Origin of the sequence: Methylophaga sp. UBA678 (assembly GCF_002299105.1) — a bacterium.
GTDB lineage: Bacteria > Pseudomonadota > Gammaproteobacteria > Nitrosococcales > Methylophagaceae > Methylophaga > Methylophaga marina.
The window spans coordinates 1-25,175 of the sequence record NZ_DBNG01000032.1 but is presented as its reverse complement, the minus strand read 5'-3'; the positions used below and the strand labels follow the sequence as shown (position 1 = coordinate 25,175).

General features: G+C 44.3%; 29 protein-coding genes. 17 read left to right on the top strand and 12 right to left on the bottom strand.

Annotated elements, in window-relative coordinates; translation table 11 throughout:
• The first annotated feature begins 45 nt into the window (after positions 1 to 45).
• From B3014_RS14245 to B3014_RS14220, 6 genes are all read left to right on the top strand, one after another.
• Positions 46 to 1,698 (top strand): nitrite/sulfite reductase, encoded by a 1,653-nt coding sequence (locus B3014_RS14245; protein WP_286305510.1) that lies wholly within the window; start codon positions 46 to 48, stop codon positions 1,696 to 1,698.
• Complete coding sequence (locus tag B3014_RS14240) at positions 1,685 to 2,164, top strand: DUF934 domain-containing protein (RefSeq protein WP_289245198.1); 480 nt, start codon at positions 1,685 to 1,687, stop codon at positions 2,162 to 2,164. The genes B3014_RS14245 and B3014_RS14240 overlap by 14 nt, the downstream gene beginning before the upstream one ends.
• Before the next feature lie 18 nt (positions 2,165 to 2,182).
• Positions 2,183 to 3,052 carry a symmetrical bis(5'-nucleosyl)-tetraphosphatase gene (locus tag B3014_RS14235; RefSeq protein ID WP_289245197.1) on the top strand — a complete coding sequence of 290 codons (870 nt, stop codon included), beginning with the start codon at positions 2,183 to 2,185 and terminating at the stop codon, positions 3,050 to 3,052.
• 269 nt (positions 3,053 to 3,321) lie between these two features.
• Complete coding sequence (nusB, locus tag B3014_RS14230) at positions 3,322 to 3,774, top strand: transcription antitermination factor NusB (RefSeq protein ID WP_289245196.1); 453 nt, start codon at positions 3,322 to 3,324, stop codon at positions 3,772 to 3,774.
• Between the two features lie 54 nt (positions 3,775 to 3,828).
• The gene (thiL, locus tag B3014_RS14225) at positions 3,829 to 4,797 is read left to right on the top strand and encodes a thiamine-phosphate kinase (protein ID WP_289245195.1); all 969 of its coding nucleotides are present in this window, start codon (positions 3,829 to 3,831) and stop codon (positions 4,795 to 4,797) included.
• The gene (locus B3014_RS14220; protein ID WP_289245194.1) at positions 4,781 to 5,266 is read left to right on the top strand and encodes a phosphatidylglycerophosphatase A family protein; all 486 of its coding nucleotides are present in this window, start codon (positions 4,781 to 4,783) and stop codon (positions 5,264 to 5,266) included. Before thiL ends, B3014_RS14220 begins: the two co-directional genes overlap by 17 nt.
• Before the next feature lie 25 nt (positions 5,267 to 5,291).
• Here B3014_RS14220 and B3014_RS14215 read toward each other — a convergent pair whose 3' ends face one another.
• Genes B3014_RS14215 through moaB form a run of 5 tightly spaced genes read right to left on the bottom strand, consistent with a single transcriptional unit; the run spans position 5,292 to position 9,089 of the window.
• Positions 5,292 to 6,191, bottom strand: a complete 900-nt coding sequence (locus tag B3014_RS14215; protein WP_289245193.1) for a carbohydrate kinase family protein — start codon at positions 6,189 to 6,191, stop codon at positions 5,292 to 5,294.
• Positions 6,192 to 6,194: 3 nt separating this feature from the next.
• Positions 6,195 to 7,340, bottom strand: coding sequence for a ribonuclease D (gene rnd / locus B3014_RS14210; protein WP_289245192.1), 1,146 nt, complete (start codon positions 7,338 to 7,340; stop codon positions 6,195 to 6,197).
• Between the two features lie 43 nt (positions 7,341 to 7,383).
• Entirely contained in the window at positions 7,384 to 8,271 is an 888-nt protein-coding gene (locus tag B3014_RS14205) for an alpha/beta fold hydrolase (RefSeq protein WP_289287012.1), read from the bottom strand.
• A 51-nt stretch (positions 8,272 to 8,322) separates the two neighbouring features.
• Positions 8,323 to 8,574, bottom strand: a complete 252-nt coding sequence (locus B3014_RS14200; protein ID WP_286305500.1) for a glutaredoxin family protein — start codon at positions 8,572 to 8,574, stop codon at positions 8,323 to 8,325.
• A complete protein-coding gene (gene moaB, locus B3014_RS14195) occupies positions 8,574 to 9,089 on the bottom strand; it encodes a molybdenum cofactor biosynthesis protein B (protein WP_289245190.1) in 516 nt (171 codons plus the stop codon). Before moaB ends, B3014_RS14200 begins: the two co-directional genes overlap by 1 nt.
• A 94-nt stretch (positions 9,090 to 9,183) precedes the next feature.
• Here moaB and B3014_RS14190 point away from each other — a divergent pair, with 94 nt between their 5' ends.
• Together B3014_RS14190 and rlmB are read left to right on the top strand one after the other, a co-directional pair.
• Positions 9,184 to 9,858, top strand: coding sequence for an OmpA family protein (locus tag B3014_RS14190; protein ID WP_286305498.1), 675 nt, complete (start codon positions 9,184 to 9,186; stop codon positions 9,856 to 9,858).
• 25 nt (positions 9,859 to 9,883) lie between these two features.
• Positions 9,884 to 10,621: a 23S rRNA (guanosine(2251)-2'-O)-methyltransferase RlmB gene (gene rlmB / locus B3014_RS14185; RefSeq protein WP_289245219.1), complete on the top strand. Its 738-nt coding sequence runs from the start codon at positions 9,884 to 9,886 to the stop codon at positions 10,619 to 10,621.
• Here the strand turns inward: rlmB and B3014_RS14180 are convergent.
• The 3 genes from B3014_RS14180 to B3014_RS14170 all read right to left on the bottom strand — a co-directional run bounded on the left by B3014_RS14180 (position 10,615) and on the right by B3014_RS14170 (position 13,952).
• Positions 10,615 to 12,372, bottom strand: coding sequence for an ATP-binding response regulator (locus B3014_RS14180; RefSeq protein WP_289245189.1), 1,758 nt, complete (start codon positions 12,370 to 12,372; stop codon positions 10,615 to 10,617). The genes rlmB and B3014_RS14180 overlap by 7 nt on opposite strands.
• A complete protein-coding gene (locus B3014_RS14175) occupies positions 12,372 to 13,013 on the bottom strand; it encodes a response regulator (RefSeq protein ID WP_289245188.1) in 642 nt (213 codons plus the stop codon). Before B3014_RS14175 ends, B3014_RS14180 begins: the two co-directional genes overlap by 1 nt.
• Positions 13,014 to 13,121: 108 nt before the next feature.
• Positions 13,122 to 13,952: a hypothetical protein gene (locus B3014_RS14170; RefSeq protein ID WP_289245187.1), complete on the bottom strand. Its 831-nt coding sequence runs from the start codon at positions 13,950 to 13,952 to the stop codon at positions 13,122 to 13,124.
• 265 nt (positions 13,953 to 14,217) lie between these two features.
• Here B3014_RS14170 and rpsF point away from each other — a divergent pair, with 265 nt between their 5' ends.
• The 7 genes from rpsF to radA all read left to right on the top strand — a co-directional run bounded on the left by rpsF (position 14,218) and on the right by radA (position 20,358).
• Positions 14,218 to 14,556, top strand: coding sequence for a 30S ribosomal protein S6 (gene rpsF / locus B3014_RS14165; RefSeq protein WP_007146027.1), 339 nt, complete (start codon positions 14,218 to 14,220; stop codon positions 14,554 to 14,556).
• Between the two features lie 30 nt (positions 14,557 to 14,586).
• Positions 14,587 to 14,814, top strand: a complete 228-nt coding sequence (rpsR, locus tag B3014_RS14160) for a 30S ribosomal protein S18 (RefSeq protein ID WP_007146026.1) — start codon at positions 14,587 to 14,589, stop codon at positions 14,812 to 14,814.
• A gap of 33 nt (positions 14,815 to 14,847) precedes the next feature.
• Entirely contained in the window at positions 14,848 to 15,774 is a 927-nt protein-coding gene (locus B3014_RS14155) for a DUF2232 domain-containing protein (RefSeq protein WP_289245186.1), read from the top strand.
• A 36-nt stretch (positions 15,775 to 15,810) separates the two neighbouring features.
• Positions 15,811 to 16,359 carry a 50S ribosomal protein L9 gene (gene rplI, locus B3014_RS14150; RefSeq protein WP_349675883.1) on the top strand — a complete coding sequence of 183 codons (549 nt, stop codon included), beginning with the start codon at positions 15,811 to 15,813 and terminating at the stop codon, positions 16,357 to 16,359.
• A 102-nt stretch (positions 16,360 to 16,461) separates the two neighbouring features.
• Complete coding sequence (dnaB, locus tag B3014_RS14145; protein WP_289245185.1) at positions 16,462 to 17,883, top strand: replicative DNA helicase; 1,422 nt, start codon at positions 16,462 to 16,464, stop codon at positions 17,881 to 17,883.
• A gap of 2 nt (positions 17,884 to 17,885) precedes the next feature.
• A complete protein-coding gene (gene alr, locus B3014_RS14140; protein WP_289245184.1) occupies positions 17,886 to 18,971 on the top strand; it encodes an alanine racemase in 1,086 nt (361 codons plus the stop codon).
• Entirely contained in the window at positions 18,964 to 20,358 is a 1,395-nt protein-coding gene (gene radA, locus B3014_RS14135) for a DNA repair protein RadA (protein WP_289245183.1), read from the top strand. Before alr ends, radA begins: the two co-directional genes overlap by 8 nt.
• On the opposite strand, the gene B3014_RS14130 is transcribed toward radA, so the two are convergent.
• Positions 20,355 to 20,738, bottom strand: coding sequence for a PilZ domain-containing protein (locus B3014_RS14130; RefSeq protein ID WP_286305492.1), 384 nt, complete (start codon positions 20,736 to 20,738; stop codon positions 20,355 to 20,357). The genes radA and B3014_RS14130 overlap by 4 nt on opposite strands.
• A gap of 57 nt (positions 20,739 to 20,795) precedes the next feature.
• Here B3014_RS14130 and hemJ point away from each other — a divergent pair, with 57 nt between their 5' ends.
• On the top strand, positions 20,796 to 21,221 hold the full coding sequence (gene hemJ, locus B3014_RS14125) for a protoporphyrinogen oxidase HemJ (protein WP_286305491.1): 426 nt from the start codon (positions 20,796 to 20,798) through the stop codon (positions 21,219 to 21,221).
• A 48-nt stretch (positions 21,222 to 21,269) separates the two neighbouring features.
• On the opposite strand, the gene B3014_RS14120 is transcribed toward hemJ, so the two are convergent.
• From B3014_RS14120 to B3014_RS14110, 3 genes are read right to left on the bottom strand one after another with little or no spacing between them, the layout of a single operon-like run.
• On the bottom strand, positions 21,270 to 21,857 hold the full coding sequence (locus B3014_RS14120) for a BON domain-containing protein (protein WP_286305490.1): 588 nt from the start codon (positions 21,855 to 21,857) through the stop codon (positions 21,270 to 21,272).
• Positions 21,858 to 21,900: 43 nt separating this feature from the next.
• Positions 21,901 to 22,260: a YraN family protein gene (locus B3014_RS14115; protein WP_289245182.1), complete on the bottom strand. Its 360-nt coding sequence runs from the start codon at positions 22,258 to 22,260 to the stop codon at positions 21,901 to 21,903.
• Between the two features lie 2 nt (positions 22,261 to 22,262).
• Positions 22,263 to 24,116: a penicillin-binding protein activator gene (locus B3014_RS14110; protein ID WP_289245181.1), complete on the bottom strand. Its 1,854-nt coding sequence runs from the start codon at positions 24,114 to 24,116 to the stop codon at positions 22,263 to 22,265.
• Positions 24,117 to 24,206: 90 nt separating this feature from the next.
• On the opposite strand from B3014_RS14110, the gene rsmI reads away from it, so the two are divergent.
• Positions 24,207 to 25,058: a 16S rRNA (cytidine(1402)-2'-O)-methyltransferase gene (gene rsmI / locus B3014_RS14105; protein WP_289245180.1), complete on the top strand. Its 852-nt coding sequence runs from the start codon at positions 24,207 to 24,209 to the stop codon at positions 25,056 to 25,058.
• The last annotated feature ends 117 nt before the right edge of the window (positions 25,059 to 25,175 follow it).

Here is a 25,175-nt window from a genome sequence, read left to right as displayed (position 1 = left end):
GCGGTTATAATAGCGGGTCCGGTATTTAGAGTTTAGAGAGCTTAAATGTATCAATACGATAAGTATGATCAAACGATGGTTGAGCAACGGGTAGAGCAGTACCGTGATCAAACACGTCGTTTCTTGGCGGGTGAGCTGACTGAAGAACAGTTCCGTCCTTTACGACTGATGAACGGGCTGTATATCCAAATACATGCACCCATGTTACGTGTTGCCATTCCTTATGGACTGATGTCTTCACAACAAGTTCGTAAAATTGCAGACGTTTCACGTCGTTACGATAAAGGGTTTGTGCATTTCACGACGCGCCAGAATTTCCAAATGAACTGGCCGAAGTTAGAGGATGTGCCAGATATTCTTGCTGAACTGGCCACTGTACAAATGCACGCTATTCAAAGTAGTGGTAACTGCATTCGTAATACGACCTCTGATCAGTTTGCAGGTATCAATGCCAATGAAATAGAAGATCCACGCCCGTGGGCTGAAATTATTCGCCAATGGTCAACCTTCCACCCTGAGTTTGCCTATCTACCACGTAAGTTCAAAATTGCCGTTATTGGTTCTGAAGAAGACCGTGCAGCCACTAAATTGCATGATATCGGCTTACATCTGGTTAAAAATCACGAAGGTGAAGTCGGTTTTGAAGTGCTTGTCGGTGGTGGTTTAGGTCGTACGCCAATCATTGGTCAACAAATCAGACCTTTCCTTGAGAAAAAGGATTTGCTCTCCTATCTGGAAGCGATTCTGCGTGTTTATAACCGCCTGGGTCGTCGTGATAACAAATACAAAGCACGTATTAAAATCACGGTTCGTGAGCACGGTATCAATCATATCCGTGAACTGGTTGAAGCTGAATGGGTACAAATTCGTGATCAACTCGTTTTAGATCAAAAAGAAATTGATCGTGTGAAAGCGTATTTCACAGAGCCTGAATACGATGCTGATGCAGCAGCGGATGACAGTTTTGATAAAGCCTTGGCTGAAGATAATGCTTTTGCACGCTGGGCGAAACAGAATACGTTTGCTCATAAACAGCCCGGTTATCGTGCGGTTTATGTATCACTTAAAGCGCCAGGTGTTGCGCCGGGTGATGTGACCTCTGATCAGCTTGACGTCATTGCTGATCTGGCTGATGAGTTCAGCTTAGGTGAAGTGCGTTCAACGCACACTCAAAACCTGGTGTTTGCGGATGTGAAGCAGGCTGATTTATATGCCCTATGGTTAAGACTTGAGGCTGACAACCTGGCTACACCAAATGTGAATACATTAACCGATATTATTTGCTGTCCTGGTCTGGATTATTGTGGTCTGGCTAATGCTAAGTCTATTCCTCTGTCTAAACAGATTGCGGAACGGTTTGGTGATCTTGACTATCTTTATGACTTAGGTGATATCAAGATCAAGTTTTCAGGCTGCATGAACGGTTGTGCTCACCAGAGTGTAGGTCACATCGGTATTCTGGGTGTCGATAAGAAAGGTGAAGAATGGTACCAATTCACACTTGGCGGTAGCTCTGAGGCAGATGCCTCTCTTGGAGAGCGTCTAGGTAAGGCGATACCTAAAGAGGACGTAGTCGACACCGTTGGTCATTTACTGGATGCCTATGTCGATTTACGCCATGAAGATGAGTCATTCCTGGCCACAGTTCGTCGTTTAGGTATTGATCCATTTAAGGAGCGTGTATATGCAGATAATTAAAGATCGTGAAATCATCGAAGATAATTGGACACACCTGGATGATGATTCAGATCTGATTGCAGGCAATATTACCGTTTCTTTAGCCCGGTGGCAGGAACAACATGAAACACTGGTTGAACATGAAGGTGAATTAGGCCTTCGTCTGAGCGGTGATGATCCTCTGGAAGAAGTGGTGCCAGATTTAATTCATTTCTCATTGATCGTTCTGGTGTTTCCAGCATTTACTGATGGGCGTTGTTACTCATTTGCGAGACTGCTACGTGAACGTTATGGCTTTAAAGCTGAGATACGTGCTCAAGGTGATGTGTTATATGACCAGTTGTTCTATATGTCACAGTGTGGAATTAACAGCTTTGAGCTTGCCAATCCCAACCGTATTGACAAAGCCTTGAAGGCTTTTGATGACTTCAGCGAAAGTTACCAGGCAACGGTACTTCGTCCTGAACCACTTTATCGCCGTCGCTAGACACAGGCACACGTCTGTATGGCTGTATATGCAATAGGTGATGTTCAAGGTTGTTACGATGAGTTAGTAAAAATGCTGGATCGAGTTCAGTTCGATCCAGCCCTTGATCAAATTTGGCTGGCTGGTGATTTGGTGAATCGAGGCCCTAAGTCAGCAGAAGTATTAAGGTTAGCAAAGCAGTTAGGTAATAGTTGTATATCCGTATTAGGCAACCACGATCTACATTTACTGGCTAATGCTGCCGGTGTCGTTGAATATCAACATCATTTGGATACGATTGAGCAAGTTCTCTCTGCTCCTGACAGAGAAGAGCTCATTACCTGGTTAAGACAACAACCTTTGTTTTATCACGATCCCATCCTAGATTTCAGTATGGTACATGCAGGAATACCTGCAGAGTGGTCAGTGCAAGAATCACAGCAACGATCCGAAGAAGTCGAAGCGGTTTTAAGCGGGGATAATTGGCGTGATTTCTTTCAGCATATGTATGGTAATAAACCTAAACGATGGACGCCTGAGCTGAAAGGCTGGGATCGACTTCGTTTTATCACCAATTGCTTTACCCGTCTGCGTTACTGCCATGAAGATGGTCGAATTGCACTTAAGTTCAAAGGGGCGCCTGAAGATAAACCATTACACCAACGTCCCTGGTTTGAAATGCCCAATAGAATGACGGCCAACGACAGAGTCGTGTTTGGGCACTGGTCTACTCTGGGCGTTGGTCGTTACGGTAATGTGTTTTCATTGGACAGTGGCGCCGTGTGGGGCGAAACATTGACAGCGGTGCGGATTGATCAAGAACCTTATGAATGGGTAACGGTTGAAGCAGATGCTGGTGGTTTACCTTTTCCAAAAAAGTCAGACAAAAAACGTAAACGCTGGTTGTGAGTTATGGTTCGCCATGATTGACGGAAAATGAGTACAATATATTTCATATTGATTAAATTCAGGCTTGTAAAATAATAGTCATGTCACTATCTACATCGCTGTTTTAACACGGTGTGGGGGAATAACCGCTGGCAGTTGCAATACAGCTATTAGAAATTTGATCGAAAACTGACCGAAACAGTTCAACCTGTTTGGATATAACGGTCTTAAGCAGCCATGGGAGTGATTAAATGGTTAAGTCTATAAAACAAATTGAGGCTGGCAAATAAATGGCCACTGGATTACCCAGAACAAAAGCACGCCGAGCTGCTGTACAAGCGCTCTATCAAGCTCAAGTCAATGGTGAAGCACCACAAAAAGACACACTTGAGTTTGTCACTGCAGAATATGCTGACAAAATTGATAAAAAATATTTTGTGACATTGGTCGACGGCACGATCAAATATCAAAATGAAATTGATGAAGAACTGACACAAGTCATCGACCGTGATTTGGCAAAGATTGATCCGGTAGAAGTCTCCGTGCTTCGTCTCGCCGTATTTGAATTTATTCATCTACCAGAAATACCATACCGTGTCGTGCTGAATGAAGCGGTCGAATTAGCCAAGTCTTTCGGTGGTGAACAAGGTCATAAATACGTCAACGGCGTCTTAGATAAGATGGGCGCTCGATTACGCTCTCATGAGCACCAAGCAGCGAAAGCTGCACGTCAAAAGAAATAAGTCATACTGGGCAGGTGTCGACGATGCTTGCCTGATGATTAAAAGGTTTTCTGTGTGGCTTTAACTGAGTTTTCACTGATACAACAGTTTTTTGCTGATGCAACACAAAAACGTCAAGACGTGATTGTGGATATTGGTGATGATTGTGCTGTGTTGTCATGTCCTGCGGATAGCGATATAGCTATTTCAATTGATACGCTTGTTTCCGGTATTCATTTTTTCCCGGATGTAGATCCTCACACGCTAGGCCATAAATCATTGGCGGTGGGGTTAAGCGATCTGGCCGCCATGGGCGCTACACCAGCCTGGTTTACATTAGCATTAACGATACCTGCACTTGATGAAAAGTGGTTATCAGCCTTTGCGTCAGGCATGGCGGAGTTAGCCGACCAACATAATATTCAGCTTGTTGGCGGTGACACCACAAAAGGTCCGTTGACTATTAGCATTCAAGTGCATGGTCTGGTGAAAAAAGGGGCTCAGCTTCAGCGTAATTATGCTAAATCAGCCGATAAAATCTATGTCACTGGTACGCTTGGTGATGCGGGAGCTGCTTTGCAGAAACGTTTAGCATCATGGCAGCCTGAGGAGTTATCTGAGGAAGATTGGTCTTTTTTAAATAAACGGCTGGAGCAACCCATACCTCAAGTAAACATCTCCCGAGAAATTCAGCCGTTTGTAAATGCTGCCATTGATATTTCTGATGGGGTATTAGCTGATCTTGGCCATATTCTTGAAGCCAGTGGCAAGGGTGCAAGAATTTACCTAGGCAACATACCATTATCACCTAGCCTACAGAAACTGGATAAAGCCGAGGCTTGGCGATTAGCGTTGAGTTCTGGAGATGATTATGAACTTTGTTTTACGGTTCCTGCAGAGCATGTGCAGGCACTTGAAACACTAAATTTAGATATTCAACAGATTGGTGAAATTACGGACGAACAAAAAATTGTTCTCTTAGATGAACAAGGACAACCATCAGTGTTAGATATCACAAGCAAAGGGTATGACCATTTTGTCTAAAGTCACTTTCACACAATTATTAAAAAGACCAACAGCATTTTTAGCGTATGGGTTTGGTTCTGGCTTGGCTCCAAAGGCACCGGGTACCTTTGGTACGCTAGCCGCTATTCCGGTTTTTTACCTGATGCAGCCGTTACCTATTATTAGCTATCTTCTATTGACCGCCTTGCTCTTCGTTCTTGGCGTCTGGTTTTGTCAAAAAACGGTCGACTGGTTACAGCAAGATGATCCTTCTGCCATTGTGTGGGATGAGATCGTGGGATATTTAGTTACCATGCTCGCCGCGCCCAGTGGCTGGTTATGGATTGTATTGGGTTTTGTGCTGTTTCGGCTGTTTGATATTTTGAAACCCTGGCCAGTGAGCCTGGCTGATAAAAAACTACATGGTGGTTTTGGGGTGATGCTAGATGATGTTATCGCCGGGTTATATGCTTTGCTGGTACTTCAGCTGATAGCGTATTTTTTCTAACCCGACGATCATCAATATTGCTGCTTTATAGAATAGAGGCGGCGTCAATCTGGTGGTTTTGTGTACCATGATGAGCGATTTTTAACGCGCCTAGCGTCGAAGCGATTCTGCCTGTCTCTTCCCAGTCTTTTCCATGCAAAATGCCGTGTAATAGACCAGCACGATATGCATCTCCACAACCGGTTGGGTCAACCACTTGGGCAGCTTTTTGGCAGGCAATCTCTATTCGCTTACCTTCAGTATAGATATATGAGCCCTCAGCACCACGTGTGATAATCAATGCTTCAACATGACGAGCGATTTCTTCTTCTGGCAGTCCTGTGCGGTCCATGAATAACTGCGCTTCATAATCATTAAGAGCGATATAACTGGCTTGTTCTGCAAAGGCCATTAATTCATCACCATTAAACATCGGTAAGCCTTGACCTGGATCGAAGATAAATGGGATTCCAGCGGCTTTTAATTGTTCAGCATGTTGGATCATGCCGTCACGACCATCAGGGGCAATAATAGCCAGTTTAATATCTTTTGCTTCACTAATGGGCGTTTCGTGAGCCAAGTTCATCGCGCCTGGGTGGAAGGCTGTAATCTGATTGTCATCCTGGTCAGTTGTGATGAATGCCTGAGCCGTGTAATGACCTTGTTTAACATGGACATGATCACGGTTAATATTTTTCGCATCCATCCATTCTGCATAGGGAGCAAAGTCAGTTCCTACCGTACCCATTGGCACGGGGTTGTCACCAAGTAGTTTCAGGTTATAGGCAATATTACCGGCACAGCCACCAAACTCACGACGTAACTCTGGCACCAGAAAGGCCACATTTAACATGTGCACTTTGTCCGGCAATATGTGGTTTTTAAACTTATCAGGAAAAACCATAATATTGTCGAAAGCGAATGAGCCACAAATAAGCACTGACATAACTTAACTTTCCTTTATTTCTAGATGGGTAGGGTGGGCCTGAATACTGATTTTTCCTTGCATGAATGCTTGCAAGGTATGCCCAATAATTTTATAGCGCCAGCCATGTAATAAAGCACAATCCTGGCCCCGCACCAATGATTCAATATCTTTACGTGTGGCCACTGCAGAAGGGGTGATGGATTGTTCATCACAACTTTTTCTTAATAATGCCATCAACGCATCAATCAGTGCTTCTTGCTGATTACTAAGCGCTGAAGGTCGTTTCAATACAGGCCACTTTTCTTTCGGAATATCTTTTGCTGCGGTGATGACTTTGATGATGGTGTTGCCATACCGGTCTATATCACGCGCTTCTAGGCCACGAATTTTTTTCATTGCCTCGAGCGTCATTGGCGCGAAGCGAGCTAAGTCGAGCATCACATCATCTTTCAAAATCCAGCGACGAGGTAAATCAAGCTCAATGGCCCGTTTCTCACGCCAAGCGCCAAGTTCTTGCAGTATGACAAGTTGCTGACTTTTTAATCTGCCAGCACCTTTCACCCTTAGCCAGCTTTGTTGTGGATCTTCCTGATAGGTTTCTATTGCAGTTAATGCCGCAAAGTCATCACTTAACCACTCCACACGACCTGTTCTGTTAAGTTCATCAAGGAGTTGTAAATAAACTTGTCGAAGATAGCGAACATCATCAGCGGCATACTCGACTTGGGCATCAGAAAGAGGCCGTTGTCGCCAGTCTGTTCTGGCTTGACCTTTATCAAGTTCAACGCCTAGACATTGTTTAACCAAATTGCCATAACCAATTTGATCACCATAGCCGAGAACCGTTGCAGCGAGTTGTGTATCAAACACTTTTGGTGGAAGTGCATTCTGCATCAAGAAAAATAATTCTAAATCCTGTCTTGCCGCATGAAAAACAATGGTCATGTCATCAGAGTAAAACAATGCCATTAACGTTGAGAGGTCTTCAATTGCTAGTGGATCCACACAGGCGATAACATTATGGTTCGCCACTTGGATTAAGCATAGTTGTGGAAAGTAGGTCTTTTCGCGATGGAATTCGGTATCAACGGCAAGCCAGTCACTGTCGGCTAGCTGTTGGCAAAGTGTTTCAAGACCGGCTTGTGTATTTACAAACTGAATTGTCATGCTGTGTCTTTAGAAAAGGAACACAGTATAGCCAGTTTGCTCTTCAATGCATAACCTGACTGGTTGATACCATATCGACAATCGCACTTGTGATAATGTCAGGTTGATGAAGGTGAATATCATGGCCACTCTGAAACGCAAACAGGTGCTGGCTGTGAGGCGTTAACTTCCATAACTCCTGTTGCAGGTGGACCCAGATCTTTTCGCGACTTTCACCATCCTTTTGGCCTTGCCATTCGCTTTGACCGCGACTGATGACAACCAAAGGCACATCTGGCAGATGCTCGAGATGCTTGACTTGTAACGCACTTTGGTAAAGTGAGGAAATTTCGGTTCGTGCTGCATTTATGGCACGTTCTTTCAGCATCGACTGCTCAGCCGTGAGCAGATCACTGGATGGTTTTGGCAGAATGATGATGTTTCTCTTTCGGTCGTAGTTTTGCGGCAATTTAATATTGAGTTGTTCGTATTGGTTTTCATGAGAGGCATCGACAAGCACTATGCCACTAACGTCGTCAGGGTTATTGGCAGCAAATACTCGCATGTTATATCCACCAAATGAATGGCCAACCAGGATAAACGGACCTTGCAGCTTAGCTTTCTTGACCAAGATCTCTAACTCATTAGCGATTCTGACACTAGTGCGAGGCTGAGGGCCTGTATCACTCCAGCCGTAGCCTGCTCTATCGTAAACACAGGTTTGAGTGGTTTTGGCCATGTCGTTTTGAATATCGAACCAGGCAGTTGAGTCGTCTCCCAATCCGGTATCGATAAGAACAGTGGGAACGCCTTTGCCTTTACAGAGCATGTGCAGTTTATATCCACCGACATCATAACGAACACCCGGTGCTTTTGGATATTGACCTGCAGTCGCCATATTAGTCAACAAAGCACTGAGGACGAACACGATGGTTATGAGTTTCACTGGCATCATCAGCTCCGATAATAATCTTATCTGAGCTTAATTTTATCCATGTGAAGTTTACGTGTAAGAAGATGATTGTTCTTGAATTTTCTGGTTAAGCTCAGTCAGATCAAACGGCCAGTATAGTCGTTGCTGATCAGGAAACTCGACAACAGGTATATGCACACCGAACTGGTTGACCAAATTATCATCATCACCAATTTCAACAAGCTTGATGTTGATATCATTTATTTTGGATGTTTCTTCCAGCAGCGCTAAAGCTTGTTCACATAAATGACATCCAGCCGTTGTGTATTGGATGACTATCATTATTTTTCTAATAGACGAGGTATCAGGTCGATAAAGTTACATGGTCTATGGCTGGCATTTAACTGATCGTGGAGAATCTCATCCCAGCCTGTTATGCAGGCCCCTTTGGAGCCAGGCAGGCAAAAAATAAATTTCCCATTAGCTAAACCGGCAATAGCTCGACTCTGTACTGTAGATGTTTTGATAACATCATACGAACGTGCACGAAATAATTCACCAAAGCCTTTAATCTCTTTATCAAACAAAACTTTCACGGCCTCTGGCGTACCATCTCGTCCTGTAAGGCCGGTGCCGCCTGTCGTGATGATGGCGTCGATATCATCATTAACTAACCACTGCGAAATAACAGCTCTTATGCGATAAGTATCATCGGCCACGATATCTCTGTAGCTGACATTGTGGCCATCGGCAGTGGCCTTATCTTGCAACACGTCACCAGAGGCATCATTGTCTTTCGTTCGTGTATCGGATATTGTCAAAATAGCGATATTGATAGGAATAAATTCAGTACCCATTTGCTACCTGTAAAGATTGAAACTATCGGAACAAGTATAATCAGCAACCGGTCTACGGTCTAGAAATCCATAAAATTCTCTAGGAGAAAATGAGATGAAAAAAATTGTATTGGCCTCACTCATAGCGGCAACTCTCAGTGGTTGTGCTGCCAATGACCCTAATCAAAAAACAAAAACAGGTGCCGCTGTAGGTGCTGCCGCAGGTGCATTATTAGGCTATGCGGTAGATGACGGTACAGGTGGCGTGCTGGCAGGTGCTGCCGTGGGTGCATTAGCTGGTGGAGGTGTGGGTTATTACATGGATAAACAGCAGAAGGAAATGGAAGCAGCATTAGCTGATGAGCAAGCTCGCAATGAGTTGAAAATTCAGCAATTAGAAAACGAAACCCTCAAAATTGATATTTCTAGCGAAGTCTCATTTGATTTTGACAGTGCATCATTGAAGTCAGCATTTACGCCGACATTGAATAAAGTGGCGGACATCTTACAGCGATATCCGAATACCATTATTCATGTCGTAGGCCATACAGACAGCGTCGGTTCAGAAAGTTACAATATGAAACTATCAGAGCGAAGAGCGCAGTCTGTTGTTGATTATTTATCAGCGGAAGGCGTGTCTTCCGATCGTTTATTTGCTATCGGCAAGGGCGAAAGTGAGCCGCGAGCAACAAATGACACGGAAGCTGGACGGCAATTAAATCGTCGTGTTGAACTATTCGTTAAACCCGTTATTGAAGGACAAGAGTCTGAAGCCTATCAAACGCCGTAAAAATAAAACGGCACATCACGCCCCGATTGATCCGGATATCATTTTTGGCCTGCATGCTGTGCAGGCCGCACTTGACGTGCCTGTCAGCCGAGTTAAGGAAATATGGCTTGCTGCCGAACGTCACGATAGTCGTGTTGAGAATGTTCTGAATGCTGCGCAGGAGCAGGGGGTCGTTGTTCATCATTCTGAACGTGAAACACTCGAAAAACTGGCACCGGATGTGCAGCATCAGGGCTGCGTGGCGAAGTGTCGACCTTTAGACAGTCTCGATGAAAAAGGGTTATTCGACTTACTCGACAATCTCGATGAACCACCATTGTTGCTGATTCTTGATGGTGTGCAAGACCCGCATAATCTCGGTGCCTGTCTGCGCACAGCCGAAGCCTCGGGTGCGCACGCAGTTATTGCCCCTAAAGATCGTGCATCAGGCTTAACAGCAACAGCGATAAAAATTTCCAGTGGGTCCGCTGAGCGCTTACCTTTTGTTCAGGTCACCAATATTGCGCGGTTGATGCAAGAGCTTCAGCAAAGAGGTGTGTGGCTAATAGGGACTTCAGGGGAGAGTGAAACCAGTCTTTATCAAACCAAACTGACAGGACCTCTGGCCATTGTGCTTGGCGCAGAAGGTAAGGGGATTCGACGCCTAACTCGTGAAAACTGCGATGAGGTCGTCTTTATTCCTATGCAGGGAGAAGCGGAAAGTCTTAATGTTTCAGTGGCGGCTGGAGTATGTTTATTCGAAGCATTTCGTCAACGTCAATGAATGTCTGAGTGGAAATGTAAGGCAGTCCGTAATTTTGCGACGTTAACAGGCTTATGAAGTAGAGCCATTCCACTGTCTTTTGCTGCTTTAATACGAGCTGGTGCTGTATCACCTGTAATTAACAATGCGGGTATGTCATTACCCGATTTCTTACGAAGTGCCTCTATGGCAGTAATGCCATCAGTTCCTTCTAAACTGAAGTCAGAAATAATAATGTCGATCTTCGTAGCAGCGATAATTTTTAATGCTTGCTCTAGTCCGCTTGCAGTCGAAACGGAATAGTGCCAATTTTCCAGAATAGTTTTAGTGCCTTCAAGAACCAGTGGATCATCATCTACAACAAGAATATGTGCGTTCTTTTGAGTTAGAAGCGGTTTACCTTCTTTTTCTTCAACTAAGGAATAAACGTTATTGTGATTATTTTGTTCTATGCATAATCTGAATACGCTACCCTTACCCTGCCGTGATTTGACGTTCAGCTGATGACCTAATAACAAAGCCTGTCTTTTAACAATTGCCAGACCTAACCCTAGTCCTTGACGGCGGTCTCTTTGCATATTATTTATTTGATAAAACTCTTCGAAGATGAATTCTTGATTGACTGGTGAAATACCATCTCCAGTATCAATGACTTCAAGCCATAACTCATGATTTTTCCGACTTCGACAACTGACTAGTATGCCGCCTTCTGATGTGTATTTAATGGCGTTATCGATTAAGTTGCGTAGTATATTTTCCAGTAAAACGGGATCGCTCATAACAAAGGGGGCAGAATGACACCTGAGCCTGAGATCGAGCTTTTTTTTCTCAGCAAGAGGGAGGAAGTTTCTGTAGAGGCGGTTCAACAAGTCCGACATATCAACAGAAGTGAGCTTTGGTGTAACGATTCCTGCATCTAACTTACTTATATCGAGCAATGAAGAGAGTAATTGGCTGAGTGCTTCAACAGACTCTCTCATGAAGCTCAATAATTTATTGGATTTATCGGTGAGAGGTTCTTGAGAAAGAGCATCTGTAAATAAATTCAAGGCATGCACTGGCTGGCGTAAATCATGGCTGGCAGAGGCGAGAAATCGAGTTTTACGAGCGTTGGCTTGTTCTGCTTTTTCTTTACTTATGGTGAGTTGATGTAGCAACTCTGTATTTTCAAACCGAAGCTGTATGCTGTTGAGAACTGATTCACTTGAACGCTTGCCCATACCAATGCTCATTAGCAAGTACGCAAAAATCGCAAAGGAAAGTAGCTGATAACCACTATCAGATTGTAGAAAAAGGGAGAGAGAGGCCATTCCCAGTGCTGGAATCATCAGCGCGTAGTAACTTTCCAACCAATGAGATGTGACAAATATTGAACCTGAGGTGAGTCCTATGATGATAGTGAACAGCAGCAATTGCAGTGGCAGAGAGTCTGGGACAAATAATAAAAAAGCAGCAGAACCATAAACTACACCAGTGAGTAGGGAGGTATAAGTGAAGTATCGCCCCCATATAAAAACCTGCTTTGTGTCTGGAGTGAGCTTATGAAAACGATAGTTTAACCAGAATCGCAAAACGATCACCAACAAGGCAATAGATAACCAGCTAACAACAATGACATGATCAATGTAGCCCCATACAGACCATGCAATGACACAAGGCAATATAGCTAAGCCGGGTATTAAAGAGTTGAGATTTCGATATAAAAAACGAATGCCTTCTGCTCTGGTTGCCTGACTGAAAGCTGGGGTGGCTACTTTGGGAGACTTCGTCATTATTGAAATTTAAACAGATTAAGTGCCCGTGCAGTATGTATGAGTTCTGTCCGGCTGTTTGTGTCAAGTCTTTGAAATAAGACCTTTACATAATCACTGACGGTGTGGCTACTGATGCCAAGGATGGTGCTGATTTCTTTGTTTGAGAATCCTTTGTCAATCAATTGAAGCGTTTCATATAACCGTGGTGAGAGTCGGATTTGTTGACCATTGATATTAAGGATGACACTTTGATTTTCAGATGAGATAAATTTATCCCACTGTTCGGGAATATACTTATCGCCATTTTGAATCGTTTTAATGGCTTCTAGAAGATCATCACTAGAAGCTGTTTTGGGTAAGTAACCCATGGCACCATGCTCGAAAACGAGTTTGATGTCTGAACTATGTTCTGATGCAGAAACAATCAGAACAGGAATAGTTAATCTATTAGTCTTCAGATAATCTAAGACAGCGACGGCTCCACCGTTTGGCATCCGCAGATCGAGTAGAATCATATCCAAATCCTGATTTAACTCATCTAAATTTTCTATGTGATTGACCGACAGAACTTCTGCATTCGGTAAAAGCTGTGGGAATATAGCTTTCAAACCCTCGATGTAGAGCTGATGATCATCGATGATGAGTATTTTGATATCCATCTGCTATCACTCGATTCTCCATGAAGTAATGTAGTAGTAAACTACATTGTATGTCTGAACAGCAAGAATAACGTGCCGTAATACTCTACGGCACGTCAAGTTCTAGAGTTATTTATCTTGGTTGATAAATTTACGGCGTAAGCCAAATAATCCGAATAATGCAGATGAAAATAACCAGATTGCTGCTGGAACGGGCACTGCAGAAATATTACCAAGTGCAATTACGTCAGTTGTATTAAACGAAAATAATCCCGTAGCCATGGCATCTGAACTACTGCCTGATAATGCAAAAGCGGTCATTTCGCCCCATAGGTAAAATGTATCCATTGGCTCAAGAACTAAAGATAGTGTCATATCCAGATATTGATCGCCTGACACGTCAAAAATGCTGTCACTATCTAAGTCAAACGTACCAGAAAAACCTTCAAGAAGAATATCGTCCATATAAGCGTAATTGAAGCCATCTTCAAGCGAATACGTGTCTGTATATTCGTCGACTGCGATAAGTGCTGCAGCACCATAAAGTCCAGCACCTTCTCCTGACATTACACTATGAAAAGAGGCATTCGCTTCCAGTGTCATGGTTGAATCTCCCGTGTATTGGTACATTTGGAGACCTTGAGCGTATCCTCTGCTGGAAGCACCAGAAGGAGCTTGTGCGTAGGCTTTTAGAATAGGCGCCCCTGCTGTGCCGGATAATGATGCCGAGCCTTTTGCATCACCGTCAGTTGTTGTGTACGCGGCAGATGTTGTGTTTACACCACCATCACTGTTGTAAACATAACCGCCGCCACTACAAAATCCAGTATTACAACCGGAGGCTTTTTGAGAAGTTGATACAAAGGCCCCATGGGTAAATGACGTTGCAGATGCTGCGTGAGAGATATTCATCACCGTTGCAAGAGCAAAACAGACAGTAGAAAATATAACTTTTTTCATAAAACAGTCCTTTTTGTTTAAATATTTAGATGCTGCTGTTATTGTTTAAGTCGTGTCGTTGACATGCCTTATTTCAATTAGCCAATGTATTATTCTGCTCTCTATCAAAAGTCAGTACCCCTGAGATTAGGGGGCCTTGTATATGGGGGTGTTCATTGTTGAAAAAACAAGTATAATTCCCGGTTACCTTTTGAATTGAAATCAAGGGTAAACTCCTTGCTTTGTGGCACAGACCATAAAGCTGTTTAAACCGTGAGGAGCTCAAATGAGACATTACGAAATTGTGTTTCTGGTCCACCCTGATCAGAGTGAACAAGTGCCTGGCATGATCGAGCGCTATACCCAAACACTGACAAGCGAAGGTGGTCAAGTCCATCGTTTAGAAGATTGGGGTCGCCGTCAACTTGCTTATCCAATCAATAAAGTACACAAAGCGCATTATGTTCTTATGAATGTTGAATGTGGTGTTGAGCAACTGAATGAAGTGACAACTGCATTCCGTTTCAACGACGCTGTTATTCGTCATCTTGTTGTCAACATGGAAGAAGCCGTAACTGAAGCTTCACCTATGATGCAAAAAGAAGACGAGAAAAAATCAGCTTAATACTGCTGCAGACTTTTAGGAGAATTTATAATGGCACGTTTTTTTAGACGTAGAAAATTTTGTCGCTTTACTGCCGAAGGCATTAAACAAATCGATTATAAAGATGTAAATTTGTTAAAAAACTACATCACTGAAACCGGAAAAATCGTACCAAGCCGTATCACAGGTACTAAAGCACGCTACCAGCGTCAGCTTTCAACTTGTGTGAAGCGTGCGCGTTTCCTAGCATTGTTGCCATACTGCGACATGCATAAATAATTGTCTTGATCTAAGTAACTAAACATATCAGCTATGCTGTTTAAAGCTATTGCCTCCTATGCCATGCAAGGCCGCTGGAAAGCGGCGGCAACGACAGCGGTATTGTCTGCGTTAGCGATTATCTTTCCTCCTCTGAATTATTTGTCGAGTGGGGTGATTTCGTTAACAACACTGAGAATGGGCCCACGCGAAGGTGTGAGGGTCATCTTGGCAACACTAGTTGTGTTTGCTCTTTTGGCTGGATTTTTGGTCGGGCAATTATGGGTTGCAGGTTTAGTCTTGCTGACCAGCTGGTTACCTGTTTATCTGGTAACACTGGTTCTGGGTTACACACGTTCATTTGCGCTGTCACTGTTGACGGCAAGTGGACTGGGCATTTTAGTTGTACTATTGATGCATGTGCTTATCCCTGATACCGCCTCATGGTGGCAGCAAATGTTGAGGCCATTTATTGACAATTTAAGTCAACAGCCCAGCTGGCAATTAAATGCTGCGCAGACTGAACAAGTAAGCATACGGTTATCGGGGTTGATGACGGGATTAGTCGCGGCAGGCGTCTGTCTGAATGCAATTTTAGGCATTATTATCGGTCGGGCTTGGCAGTCTCAGCTCTATAATCCAGGTGCCTTTGGCACAGAGTTTAAACAGTTGCGCTTAGGCAAAGCACCTGCTGTTTTTACAGCAGTACTCATGGCTTTGGCATTAACTACTTTTGGTCGTTATGTGCCTTGGCTAATGGATTGCTTGCCTGTGATGCTGGTGGTGTTTGGTATCCAGGGATTGGCTATCGTGCATGCTATTGTGACGATAAAACAAAAAAGTAAAGCGTGGTTGATTACAATCTATGTTTTGCTTGTGATTATGTTGCCACAAATGGTAATGATACTAGCCAGTCTTGGTGTAATAGATCAGTGGTTTAATTTACGTGCTCGCTCTGAAAAGAGTGGTACGGGTATTTGAATAAGCAATCATCTGATTGCGTATGAGGGTAGAACGATGCAAGTTATATTGCTAGAAAAAGTTCAAAAGCTTGGTAATCTGGGCGATGAAGTGAGTGTTAAGTCTGGTTTCGGACGTAACTTCTTAGTACCTAAAGGTAAAGCGTTACCTGCAACTAAGCAAAACAGAGAAAAGTTTGAAGCACGTCGTGCAGATCTCGAAGCAGCAGCAGCAAAAGTATTAGCTGAAGCTGAAGCGCGTAAAGCAAAATTAGTGGCTGCCGGTTCTCTGGATATCATGGCTAACGCTGGTGTTGAGGGTAAATTATTCGGTTCAATTACCGCTACAGATATTGCTGATGCATTAAATGCTGCTGGTGCGGATATTGACCGTAATGAAGTTCGTTTACCGACAGGTCCATTACGTCATACAGGCGAATACAATATTGACATTCAATTGCATGCAGATGTGGTTGAAGTGGTTAAAGTCAATGTAAGCTCAGAAGCTGAACTGCAAGCAAAAGCAGAAGCGGAAGAAGCGAAAAAAGCAAGAGAAGCAGCTTTGGAAGAAGCTGAAGCGATTGCTAAAGCTCAAGAAGAAGCGTAATAAAAAGTATGGAGGCTGAGCTTGCTGCCTAGCCTCCATTTTTTATTGTCATCATCTCGTTTATGAGAATTGTTTCTTAGTTAATTAGAGGCTATTAACACTGTGGAAGACTTAAATTATTTTGATTCATTTAAGGATTCTGCCACAGAAGCACTGAAAGTGCCGCCTCATTCAATCGAAGCTGAGCAGTCAGTGCTTGGCGGATTAATGCTCGATAACTCTGCCTGGGAACAAGTGGCGGATCTTCTTGTTGAGCAAGATTTCTATCGTCATGACCATCAGTTAATCTACCGGGCAATTGCACAGTTAATGGAGCAGTCACAACCGGTTGATGTGATTACACTGGCTGAGTGGCATGATAAACGTGGTGAGCTAGATCAGGTCGGTGAACTCGCTTACCTTGGCATGCTGGCTCGTAATACCCCAAGTGCTGCCAATATTGCCGCGTATGCTGAAATCGTTCGCGAACGTGCAATCCTTCGTCAATTAATCAAAGTCGGTAACAGCATTGCCAATATGGCGTTTAAGCCTGAAGGCATGAGCAAAGAAGACATGCTCGATATTGCTGAGCGTCACGTGTTTGAAATTGCCGAAAAAGGGGCGAAACGTGGTGGTGGCTTTATTCAGGTAAAAGATGTACTGAGTAAGGTAGTCGACAGAATCGATAGCCTGTTTGAGCAAGATAGTGCGATCACAGGCCTTCCGACCGGCTTCATTGATTTTGATGAGCAAACCTCAGGTTTGCAACCGGCGGATTTGGTGATTGTGGCCGGCCGTCCATCGATGGGTAAAACTACCTTCGCCATGAATATTGCCGAAAACGGCGCTATACACAGTAAACAGCCAGTAGCGGTGTTCAGTATGGAGATGCCTGCCGATGCGCTGGCGATGCGTATGTTGTCCTCCTTAGGCAGAATTGATCAGCATCGCCTACGTACTGGTAAATTAAATGATGATGATTGGCCGCGCTTAACCTCAGCCATAGCCTTACTTAACGAAGCTCCTTTATTTATTGATGATACGCCAGCGCTAAGCCCAACTGAGTTACGTGCCCGTGCCAGACGTCTCAAACGTGAGCATGGTTTGAGTCTAATCGTGATTGACTATCTGCAATTAATGCAGGGTAATGCTGGTAAAGCGACTGAAAACAGGGCAACAGAGATTTCTGAAATATCACGGTCTTTGAAAGCCTTAGGTAAAGAGCTTGAAGTACCGGTAATTGCTTTATCACAGTTGAACCGAAGCCTGGAACAACGTCCGAATAAACGTCCAGTCATGTCGGATTTACGTGAGTCGGGTGCGATCGAGCAGGATGCCGATCTTATTGTCTTTATTTATCGTGATGAAGTTTACAATTCAGATTCGCCTGATAAAGGTAAGGCCGAAATTATTATTGGTAAACAGCGTAATGGCCCAATCGGTACCGTGGCGCTGACATTCCAGGGCAAATACACGCGCTTTGAGAATTTTGCCCCAAGTTACTACGATGATCAGGATAATTACCCGAGCTACGGCGAGGAGTAGCATTGACTTTCCCCACGGCAACTATTTCTGTTCCAGCTTTACAGCATAACCTTGCACGCGTGAAGCAATCGGCTGCAAACAGTAAGGTGATGTCTGTTATCAAAGCTGATGCGTATGGACATGGCGTGATCACTGTAGCAGAAGCGCTCAAGCAGAGTGATGCGTTTGCTGTTGCCAGACTGTCAGAGGCTGTATCACTTCGACAGCAAGGTGTGACACTTCCCATTGTTATTCTTGAAGGTGTGAATACGGCTGATGATTTTCAGCTTGCAGCACAACTAAGTTTATCGCCAGTGATACATTTAAGCTTCCAAGTCGATGTATTGAACTCTATAACATTGAGTCAGCCATTAAAATTTAACTGGATTATGGTTGATAGTGGTATGCATCGTCTTGGTATTCGACCCGAACAGGTTGAGGCAATCATCAGTGGTTTACATGCGTCAGGCAATATGAACCATGAGCTCGGCTTGATGAGTCATTTTGCAAACTCTGATCTTGTTGGTGACATCCGTAATCAACATCAACTTGAACACATGCTCAGTCTGAAAGAAAAAACGGGCTTGCCAGTGTGTTTGTCTAATTCTGCTGCAGTGTTAGCTTATCCCGAGTCACACTTGGACTGGGTTCGTCCCGGTCTAATGTTGTATGGTATTTCTCCATTTGCAGAAACGACGTCTGCTGAACATGGCTTACTGCCAGTGATGCATTTAACCACACGGTTGATTTCAACTTATGACCTCAATACAGGTGAACAGATTGGTTATGGTGGCGACTGGACTGCGAAGCAACCTTCCCGCATTGGTGTCGCCAGTATTGGATATGGTGATGGTTATAGTCGCCATTTGTCTAACCAGTCTGAAGTGGTGATTCAAGGTCAACGCTGTCCGGTGATTGGACGTATTTCCATGGATACGATTTGTATCAATCTGACGGATTGTATTCAGGCAAATGTCGGTGATGAAGTGTTGTTATGGGGACGTTCAGAGTTGATGGTGGAAGAGATTGCCAACTATGCTGGCACCATTCCTTATGAACTGGTCACTGTCTTGAGTAAACGCGTTAACAGGGATGTGAAAGATGGCTAAAGTAAAAAAGGTCTATGTTTGCAAAGAGTGTGGCGCACAAACACCCCAATGGGCGGGACGATGCTCTGACTGTGGGGCATGGAATAGTCTGGAAGAAGAGATTTATTCCAGTGCGTCTTCAACCGCACAAGCGACAATCAGTAAGCATACAGGCTATGCTGGTGAGCAAAAAAGTGAAGTGCAGGCGCTGGGAGACGTCACATCAGAACAGGCTGTACGTTGGACTACAGGTTTACCAGAACTTGATCGTGTTCTCGGCGGTGGTTTAGTCACCGGTTCGGTCGTCTTAATTGGTGGTGATCCAGGGATTGGTAAGTCGACACTATTATTGCAAGCCATGGCGACGATGGCTGACAGCAGTGGTATCAGTCCTCTCTATATCAGTGGCGAAGAATCCCTACAGCAAATCAGGCTACGTGCTGAGCGTTTACAGTTAGAGCAGGCACCGGTCGATCTATTAGCTGAAACTCATGCAGAGCAGATGATTCAGGTAGCTAAAAACCGTAAACCTCAGGTGATGGTGATTGATTCTATTCAAACCGTGTTCACCGAGTTATTACAGTCGGCACCTGGAACTGTGGCACAGGTGCGTGAAAGTGCTGCACAGCTGGTTCGATTTGCGAAATCTAGCGGTACGACAATGATTCTCGTTGGTCACGTGACAAAACAAGGTGCATTAGCCGGACCTCGGGTACTTGAGCACATGGTCGACACGGTACTGTATTTTGAGGGGGACACCTCAACGCGATTTCGAATTCTCCGTGCCGTAAAAAATCGTTTTGGTGCAGTCAATGAGCTCGGTGTATTTGGTATGACGGAACTGGGACTCAAAGAAGTGAGTAACCCGTCGGCCATTTTCCTGTCTCGGGGTGAGGAGTCGGTACCAGGCAGTATTGTCACAGTGATACGAGAAGGTAGTCGGCCAATGCTCGTTGAGGTACAAGCCTTAGTAGATAGCAGTCCGCTTGGAAATCCGAGGCGGGTGACAGTAGGCCTTGAGCAAAATCGCTTAGCCATGTTGTTGGCTATTTTGCATCGGCATGGTGGCATTACTTGTCATGATCAGGATGTGTTTATTAATGTTGTTGGTGGCGTGAAACTGAGTGAAACAGGCGCAGATTTAGCGGTCTTAGCTGCCATCATTTCTAGCTTAAGAAACAAGCCTTTACCGAGAGACTGGGTATTATTTGGTGAGGTTGGCCTGACGGGGGAGATTCGTCCAGTGCAAGCTGGTGAAGAACGTATCAAAGATGCGAATAAGCACGGTTTTACTCATGCTGTTGTTCCCGCAGCCAATGCACCAAGAAAAGGCTTAAAAGGAATGAAAGTCCATGCAGTCAAGCATCTTTCAGAAGTGATTAGTGTTCTTCGGGATATGACGTCTTAATGTTCATCTATCAAGGCTGATAATTCACGATGCAGGATGGCTTCATCACCCAGATTGAGCTCTATCAAACGTTTCAAATGAGTAATGCTATCCAAACCAATATGTTCACAATCAAAGCCGATCTGCTCATCATCAATATGGGCAACAACGGTCTCCATTTCGATAATGACTTGTGCGTTATCCAGCAGTAAATCCAAACGACATTTATCACCAATTGCAGATTGCCACTGTCCTGGTTTATGAACTAAAAGACCTTTTAATGAAATATCAATGATTTGGCAATTAAGAAACAAATCACCATTTTCGGTATTGATATGGGCGACAGCATCAAATGGTATACGGCTGAATCGGCGTCTATCCTGAGCGGTTGAATCGGTCATAACTACCCCCTTATTTATAAACTGATACTATCATTGTTTTTGTAAGAGGAATACTCCATGCTTTGGGTAAAGGCACTTCATATTATTTTTGTGGTGACATGGTTTTCGGCAATGTTCTATTTGCCACGTTTGTTTGTGTACCATGCAATGACAGAGGATCAAGCTGGCAAAGACCGCTTTAAGATTATGGAGCGAAAACTTTACCGTGGCATCATGACGCCCAGCGCACTTTTGACTCTCATATTTGGTATCTGGCTTGTCAGTTATTATCCACTCGACCAAATAGCATCAATGGGCTGGTTGCATGCCAAACTGACTTTGGTATTACTGCTATTTGCTTATCATGGAATCTGTGGCTCAATGGTGAGAAAGTTTGCTGCAGATAAAAATGAGCGTAGCCATACCTATTACCGCTGGTTTAATGAGCTACCTGTTCTAGCATTGATCGCTATTGTCATTCTGGTTGTGGTTAAACCATTCTGATAAAAAAAGGGCTCGTAAAGAGCCCTTTTTTTGACTGCTCGAATCAGTTTAATCTGTGTATTCAAATATCTTAACCACACGTTGAACACCAGCAGAGTTTCTTACAATATTCACTGCTTGGTCTGCTTCAGCATGGCTAACCATTCCCATCAGATAAACTACGCCGCGTTCCGTCACAACTTTAACGTGGAAAGGATCGGTGTTTTCATCAGTGGTCATTTTCGCTTTGATTTTTGATGTAATCCAGGCATCACTGCTACGTGATGGTAAGGCGCTTGGCGCAGCAATCGCCAATTCGTTATGAATGCGTCTTACTTTTGGAATCGCTTTCACTTCTGCCGTCACTTTTTGCTTCAATGATTCGCTCGGGGTTTCGCCCGTCAACAGAACAACACCATTGTAGCTGGTCACATTTATATGACTCTGATTGTATATTTCTTTGTTGTTATAAATGGCGTAAGACGCTTTAAATTCGATGCCTTGATCATCAATTACACTCCCCGTAGTGCGGCGATCATACGCAACCGATGCGCCTGTAGCCGCACCTGTTGCCACGACGGGTACACAGGCTTGAAGAAACAACGTAGCGGCAGGTATGACTAAGCCTAACCAAGCTGCTTTTTTGAGTTTGTTCATAATGATTTTCCTTGTAATAACCTTGTACTTATATCGTTATAAGTTAATTAAGTTGAAAAGCGTTCTTTACCCATTCAATCTGTAAAGAGGAGTCAGCAGGCCTTACGGCAACAACATCAAATCTAAACTGCTCTGCAGATGAGGCTGTTGTTTGGATGTAATGTTGGGCTGTTAGGATAATTTTTGCCTGCTTTTGCCTGTTCACGCTCTCCAGTGCTGAACCAAAACGTGCATTTTTTCGAAATCGAACCTCGACAAAAACCAAGGTATTCTTTTCTTTCATAATTAAATCGATTTCACCTCCACGGCATTGGTAGTTTTGTTCGATTAAACGCAACCCCTGCTTTTGTAGATACCGTGAAACCTGTTGTTCTATTTGTTGGCCTTTATCCCTGGCAAACATAATTATTTAATAAGCTTTAGCTCACCTTGTTCAAATTTTCCCCACCGCATTTTGCGCGTGACGTGTCCTAGTGCATTGATGGATAAGCTACCAGTAGCGCCTTCCATCGAACTTGTTGGATCACGGCTCAGCTTATTGAGTTGAGGTATCAATTTGTACGCATCAACGCCAAGAGCATAGAGTCGTATTGCGCTGGTAAAGTTCTCTGGCGACTGATTTTTCAATGATTGGTAAACCGGATCTTCACTCGCTAACTCCTCAAATACCCAAGGAATATCACTGATGACCAAATCATTTAAATCAATATTTTGTTGTGGATCGGCCTGACCACTGTACACATGTGAGGTCGCCAATAGTGCTAATTGACCAGAGCGGTGATATTTGAGCTGAGGTACTAACTGTCGAGCCTTGAGTGGGCGTGCGACTAAAAATAAAAAATCCACACCTTCACGTCGACGTGGTTCAAAGTCGAGTGAGCGACCCAGCGTGCCCTGAAGGGATTTATAACGCTGCTCGCTCTCATTCAAGCCCATCAGAGGAATGAGTGTATCCCTGAAATCATTTTCAGCCTCATTGTAGTTCGAGACGATCAATGTACTGCCTCCTTCTTTACGCCATTGCGTAGTGAAGGCTGAGGTAATGCGTTGTCCCCAATCATTGGATGGGGCGAGCACGATGCTGCGTTTGTAACCTAATTGTTTCGCGTAAGTGGCGACAGCGACGGCTTCATCTTCTGGTGCCAGGCCAAACTGATACAGATTTTGGTAGGTCTGATCATCATCTGTGCGGTTTAAAGCCAGCACCGGAACGCTCAGGTCTGGGTGGGTGGCTAATGTTTCTACTGATGATTTTTGTAAAGGTCCAATGACGACACTGGCGCCTTCAGCTACGGCGGCGTCATATTGAGTTAGCACATTATTTTGCCCGCTGATGGCATCAGTCTCGATGTCGTAGAAATGTAACTTTGCTGTTGAGCCGCTGACATATTGTGCCGCAATAATGGCATCCTTGATAATTTTTGCAGCCTCAACAAATGGACCGGAATGGGGTAATAAAACAGCAATATTATTGATGTCTTTTGGAATATGCGTGCCAGAGGCTAATGTTTTTTGGTAAAGCGCAGGATCGGCTGGATGGTTGGGGTAACTTCTTTTCCAGTCTTCGAGTGCGACAGCCAGCACTTCCGGGTTATCCTGGTATGCTTTTATATTATAGGCCAGTGCAAACCAACCACTATCTTCAGCGGGTGGATAGCCGGGATTGAATAGGTCAAGGGCTTGCGGTGTCATTTGCATTAATGCCTGCCATAAAGCTTCCCGATTGTTCTTTAACGCGTCGGCATCCGTCAGGATTTTTTCCAGTTTCAGATGTGTATTGGCTTTTTCTAACCAGTTTCCGGTCAGAGTATAAGCATCAGCCTGGAGCTTAAGCACACTTTTCAGGTTCTGAGCGGCTAAGTCTTTTTCCTGAACATTGCTGAGTGCTTTTAGGGCTCGCTCGCCATCACTGTTAAAGAGAGCAATATTGGCACCCAGAATTGCTGCTTCATAGCGTCGAGATGGGTGGAGTAAGCTAAGTTTGATCTGTTCAAGTGCTTGTTGGCTTTGCTCAACTTGTCCAGACTGCCAATACATTTGAGCCGCTTTCAATTGGTAGGCCGCTTGTTCTGCGCCATCATTTTTTAGAGCAAGTTGAGCGTATTCCTCGGCCGCTTCCCGGTATTGTCCCGAAAGTTCTGAAGCGAGCGTTTCAATTTGTGCGGGCTTTGTCATGCTGATAGGTGATTGCACTGGCTGACAAGCCGTCAAGCTCAGGAGGATAATGGCGGATAACCAGAAGCTGCGTTTCAGGGACATAAGGTCATTCTATAATTTAGTCATAGGAGGCATCATCTTACCTGTTCGCGTATATTACGACCACACTGTATTTAAGATTAAGGAAACACTGTGAGCGAGAGCCAAGCAGGTCAATTATTCATTGTCGCTACACCTATCGGTAATTTAAACGATTTTTCAGCAAGAGCGATTGAGGTATTGAAAAGCGTTGATGTCATTGCTGCTGAAGATACACGGCATAGCAAATATCTGTTGCAACATTATGCCATCCAAACACCCAGTATATCCTTGCATGAGCATAATGAGCAGCAACGCAGTGATGCTCTCTGTCAACGGTTACTAGGAGGTGAGTCTGTCGCCTTAATCAGTGACGCGGGAACACCGTTAATCAGTGACCCTGGCTATCGCTTGGTGACGACGGTAAGAGAAGCGGGAATTCGCGTTACTCCCATTCCTGGATGTTGTGCCTTAATTACGGCCTTGTCTGCGTCAGGACTTGCTTCTGACCGGTTCAGCTTTGAAGGATTTTTGCCTGCTAAATCGTCAGCTCGTAAACAATTTATGGAATCGCTTAAGTCCGATACAAGGACCTTAATATTCTATGAAAGTCCTCGTCGTCTGGTGTCAGCACTAGAGGAAGCGGTGCTTATTTTTGGTGAACAACGACGCGCTTGTCTGGCACGGGAGTTAACGAAACTTCACGAGACTATTGAAACGCGATCGTTAACCGAGCTTCTGGCATGGGTAAAAGCGGATGATAACCAGCAGCGTGGTGAGTGTGTTTTATTAATAGAGGGCAGTCAGAGTGAGACCACGGCAGATGAGCAAGAGATCAGTCGACTACTGCAAATTCTGTTGACTGAGCTCCCGGTTAAAAAAGCGGCAGCGATGGTGGCTAACATCACTGGTGGCAGTAAAAATGAAGCCTATCAGCTGGCGTTGAAATTACAGCAGAAAACTTAGCCTTTAGGTAGAATAGCGCACTGAGACGACTTGGCAATCGCACTGATAGTGATATCGGTGAGGAAAGTCCGGGCTCCAAAGGGTAAGGTGCCAGGTAACACCTGGGGGGCGCGAGCC

Coding starts and splice junctions, on each gene's coding strand:
- B3014_RS14235 (WP_289245197.1), top strand. CDS start 2,183: ATGGCTGTATATGCAATAGGTGATGTTCAAGGTTGTTACGATGAGTTA.
- rnd (WP_289245192.1), bottom strand. CDS start 7,340: ATGACAATTCAGTTTGTAAATACACAAGCCGGTCTTGAAACACTTTGC.
- radA (WP_289245183.1), top strand. CDS start 18,964: ATGGCTAAAGTAAAAAAGGTCTATGTTTGCAAAGAGTGTGGCGCACAA.
- B3014_RS14120 (WP_286305490.1), bottom strand. CDS start 21,857: ATGAACAAACTCAAAAAAGCAGCTTGGTTAGGCTTAGTCATACCTGCC.
- B3014_RS14130 (WP_286305492.1), bottom strand. CDS start 20,738: ATGACCGATTCAACCGCTCAGGATAGACGCCGATTCAGCCGTATACCA.
- nusB (WP_289245196.1), top strand. CDS start 3,322: ATGGCCACTGGATTACCCAGAACAAAAGCACGCCGAGCTGCTGTACAA.
- B3014_RS14115 (WP_289245182.1), bottom strand. CDS start 22,260: ATGTTTGCCAGGGATAAAGGCCAACAAATAGAACAACAGGTTTCACGG.
- B3014_RS14220 (WP_289245194.1), top strand. CDS start 4,781: ATGACCATTTTGTCTAAAGTCACTTTCACACAATTATTAAAAAGACCA.
- B3014_RS14240 (WP_289245198.1), top strand. CDS start 1,685: ATGCAGATAATTAAAGATCGTGAAATCATCGAAGATAATTGGACACAC.
- hemJ (WP_286305491.1), top strand. CDS start 20,796: ATGCTTTGGGTAAAGGCACTTCATATTATTTTTGTGGTGACATGGTTT.
- rpsF (WP_007146027.1), top strand. CDS start 14,218: ATGAGACATTACGAAATTGTGTTTCTGGTCCACCCTGATCAGAGTGAA.
- B3014_RS14175 (WP_289245188.1), bottom strand. CDS start 13,013: ATGGATATCAAAATACTCATCATCGATGATCATCAGCTCTACATCGAG.
- rpsR (WP_007146026.1), top strand. CDS start 14,587: ATGGCACGTTTTTTTAGACGTAGAAAATTTTGTCGCTTTACTGCCGAA.
- moaB (WP_289245190.1), bottom strand. CDS start 9,089: ATGGGTACTGAATTTATTCCTATCAATATCGCTATTTTGACAATATCC.
- B3014_RS14155 (WP_289245186.1), top strand. CDS start 14,848: ATGCTGTTTAAAGCTATTGCCTCCTATGCCATGCAAGGCCGCTGGAAA.
- rplI (WP_349675883.1), top strand. CDS start 15,811: ATGCAAGTTATATTGCTAGAAAAAGTTCAAAAGCTTGGTAATCTGGGC.
- B3014_RS14215 (WP_289245193.1), bottom strand. CDS start 6,191: ATGTCAGTGCTTATTTGTGGCTCATTCGCTTTCGACAATATTATGGTT.
- B3014_RS14180 (WP_289245189.1), bottom strand. CDS start 12,372: ATGACGAAGTCTCCCAAAGTAGCCACCCCAGCTTTCAGTCAGGCAACC.
- B3014_RS14170 (WP_289245187.1), bottom strand. CDS start 13,952: ATGAAAAAAGTTATATTTTCTACTGTCTGTTTTGCTCTTGCAACGGTG.
- B3014_RS14205 (WP_289287012.1), bottom strand. CDS start 8,271: ATGCCAGTGAAACTCATAACCATCGTGTTCGTCCTCAGTGCTTTGTTG.
- B3014_RS14190 (WP_286305498.1), top strand. CDS start 9,184: ATGAAAAAAATTGTATTGGCCTCACTCATAGCGGCAACTCTCAGTGGT.
- B3014_RS14110 (WP_289245181.1), bottom strand. CDS start 24,116: ATGTCCCTGAAACGCAGCTTCTGGTTATCCGCCATTATCCTCCTGAGC.
- B3014_RS14245 (WP_286305510.1), top strand. CDS start 46: ATGTATCAATACGATAAGTATGATCAAACGATGGTTGAGCAACGGGTA.
- B3014_RS14200 (WP_286305500.1), bottom strand. CDS start 8,574: ATGATAGTCATCCAATACACAACGGCTGGATGTCATTTATGTGAACAA.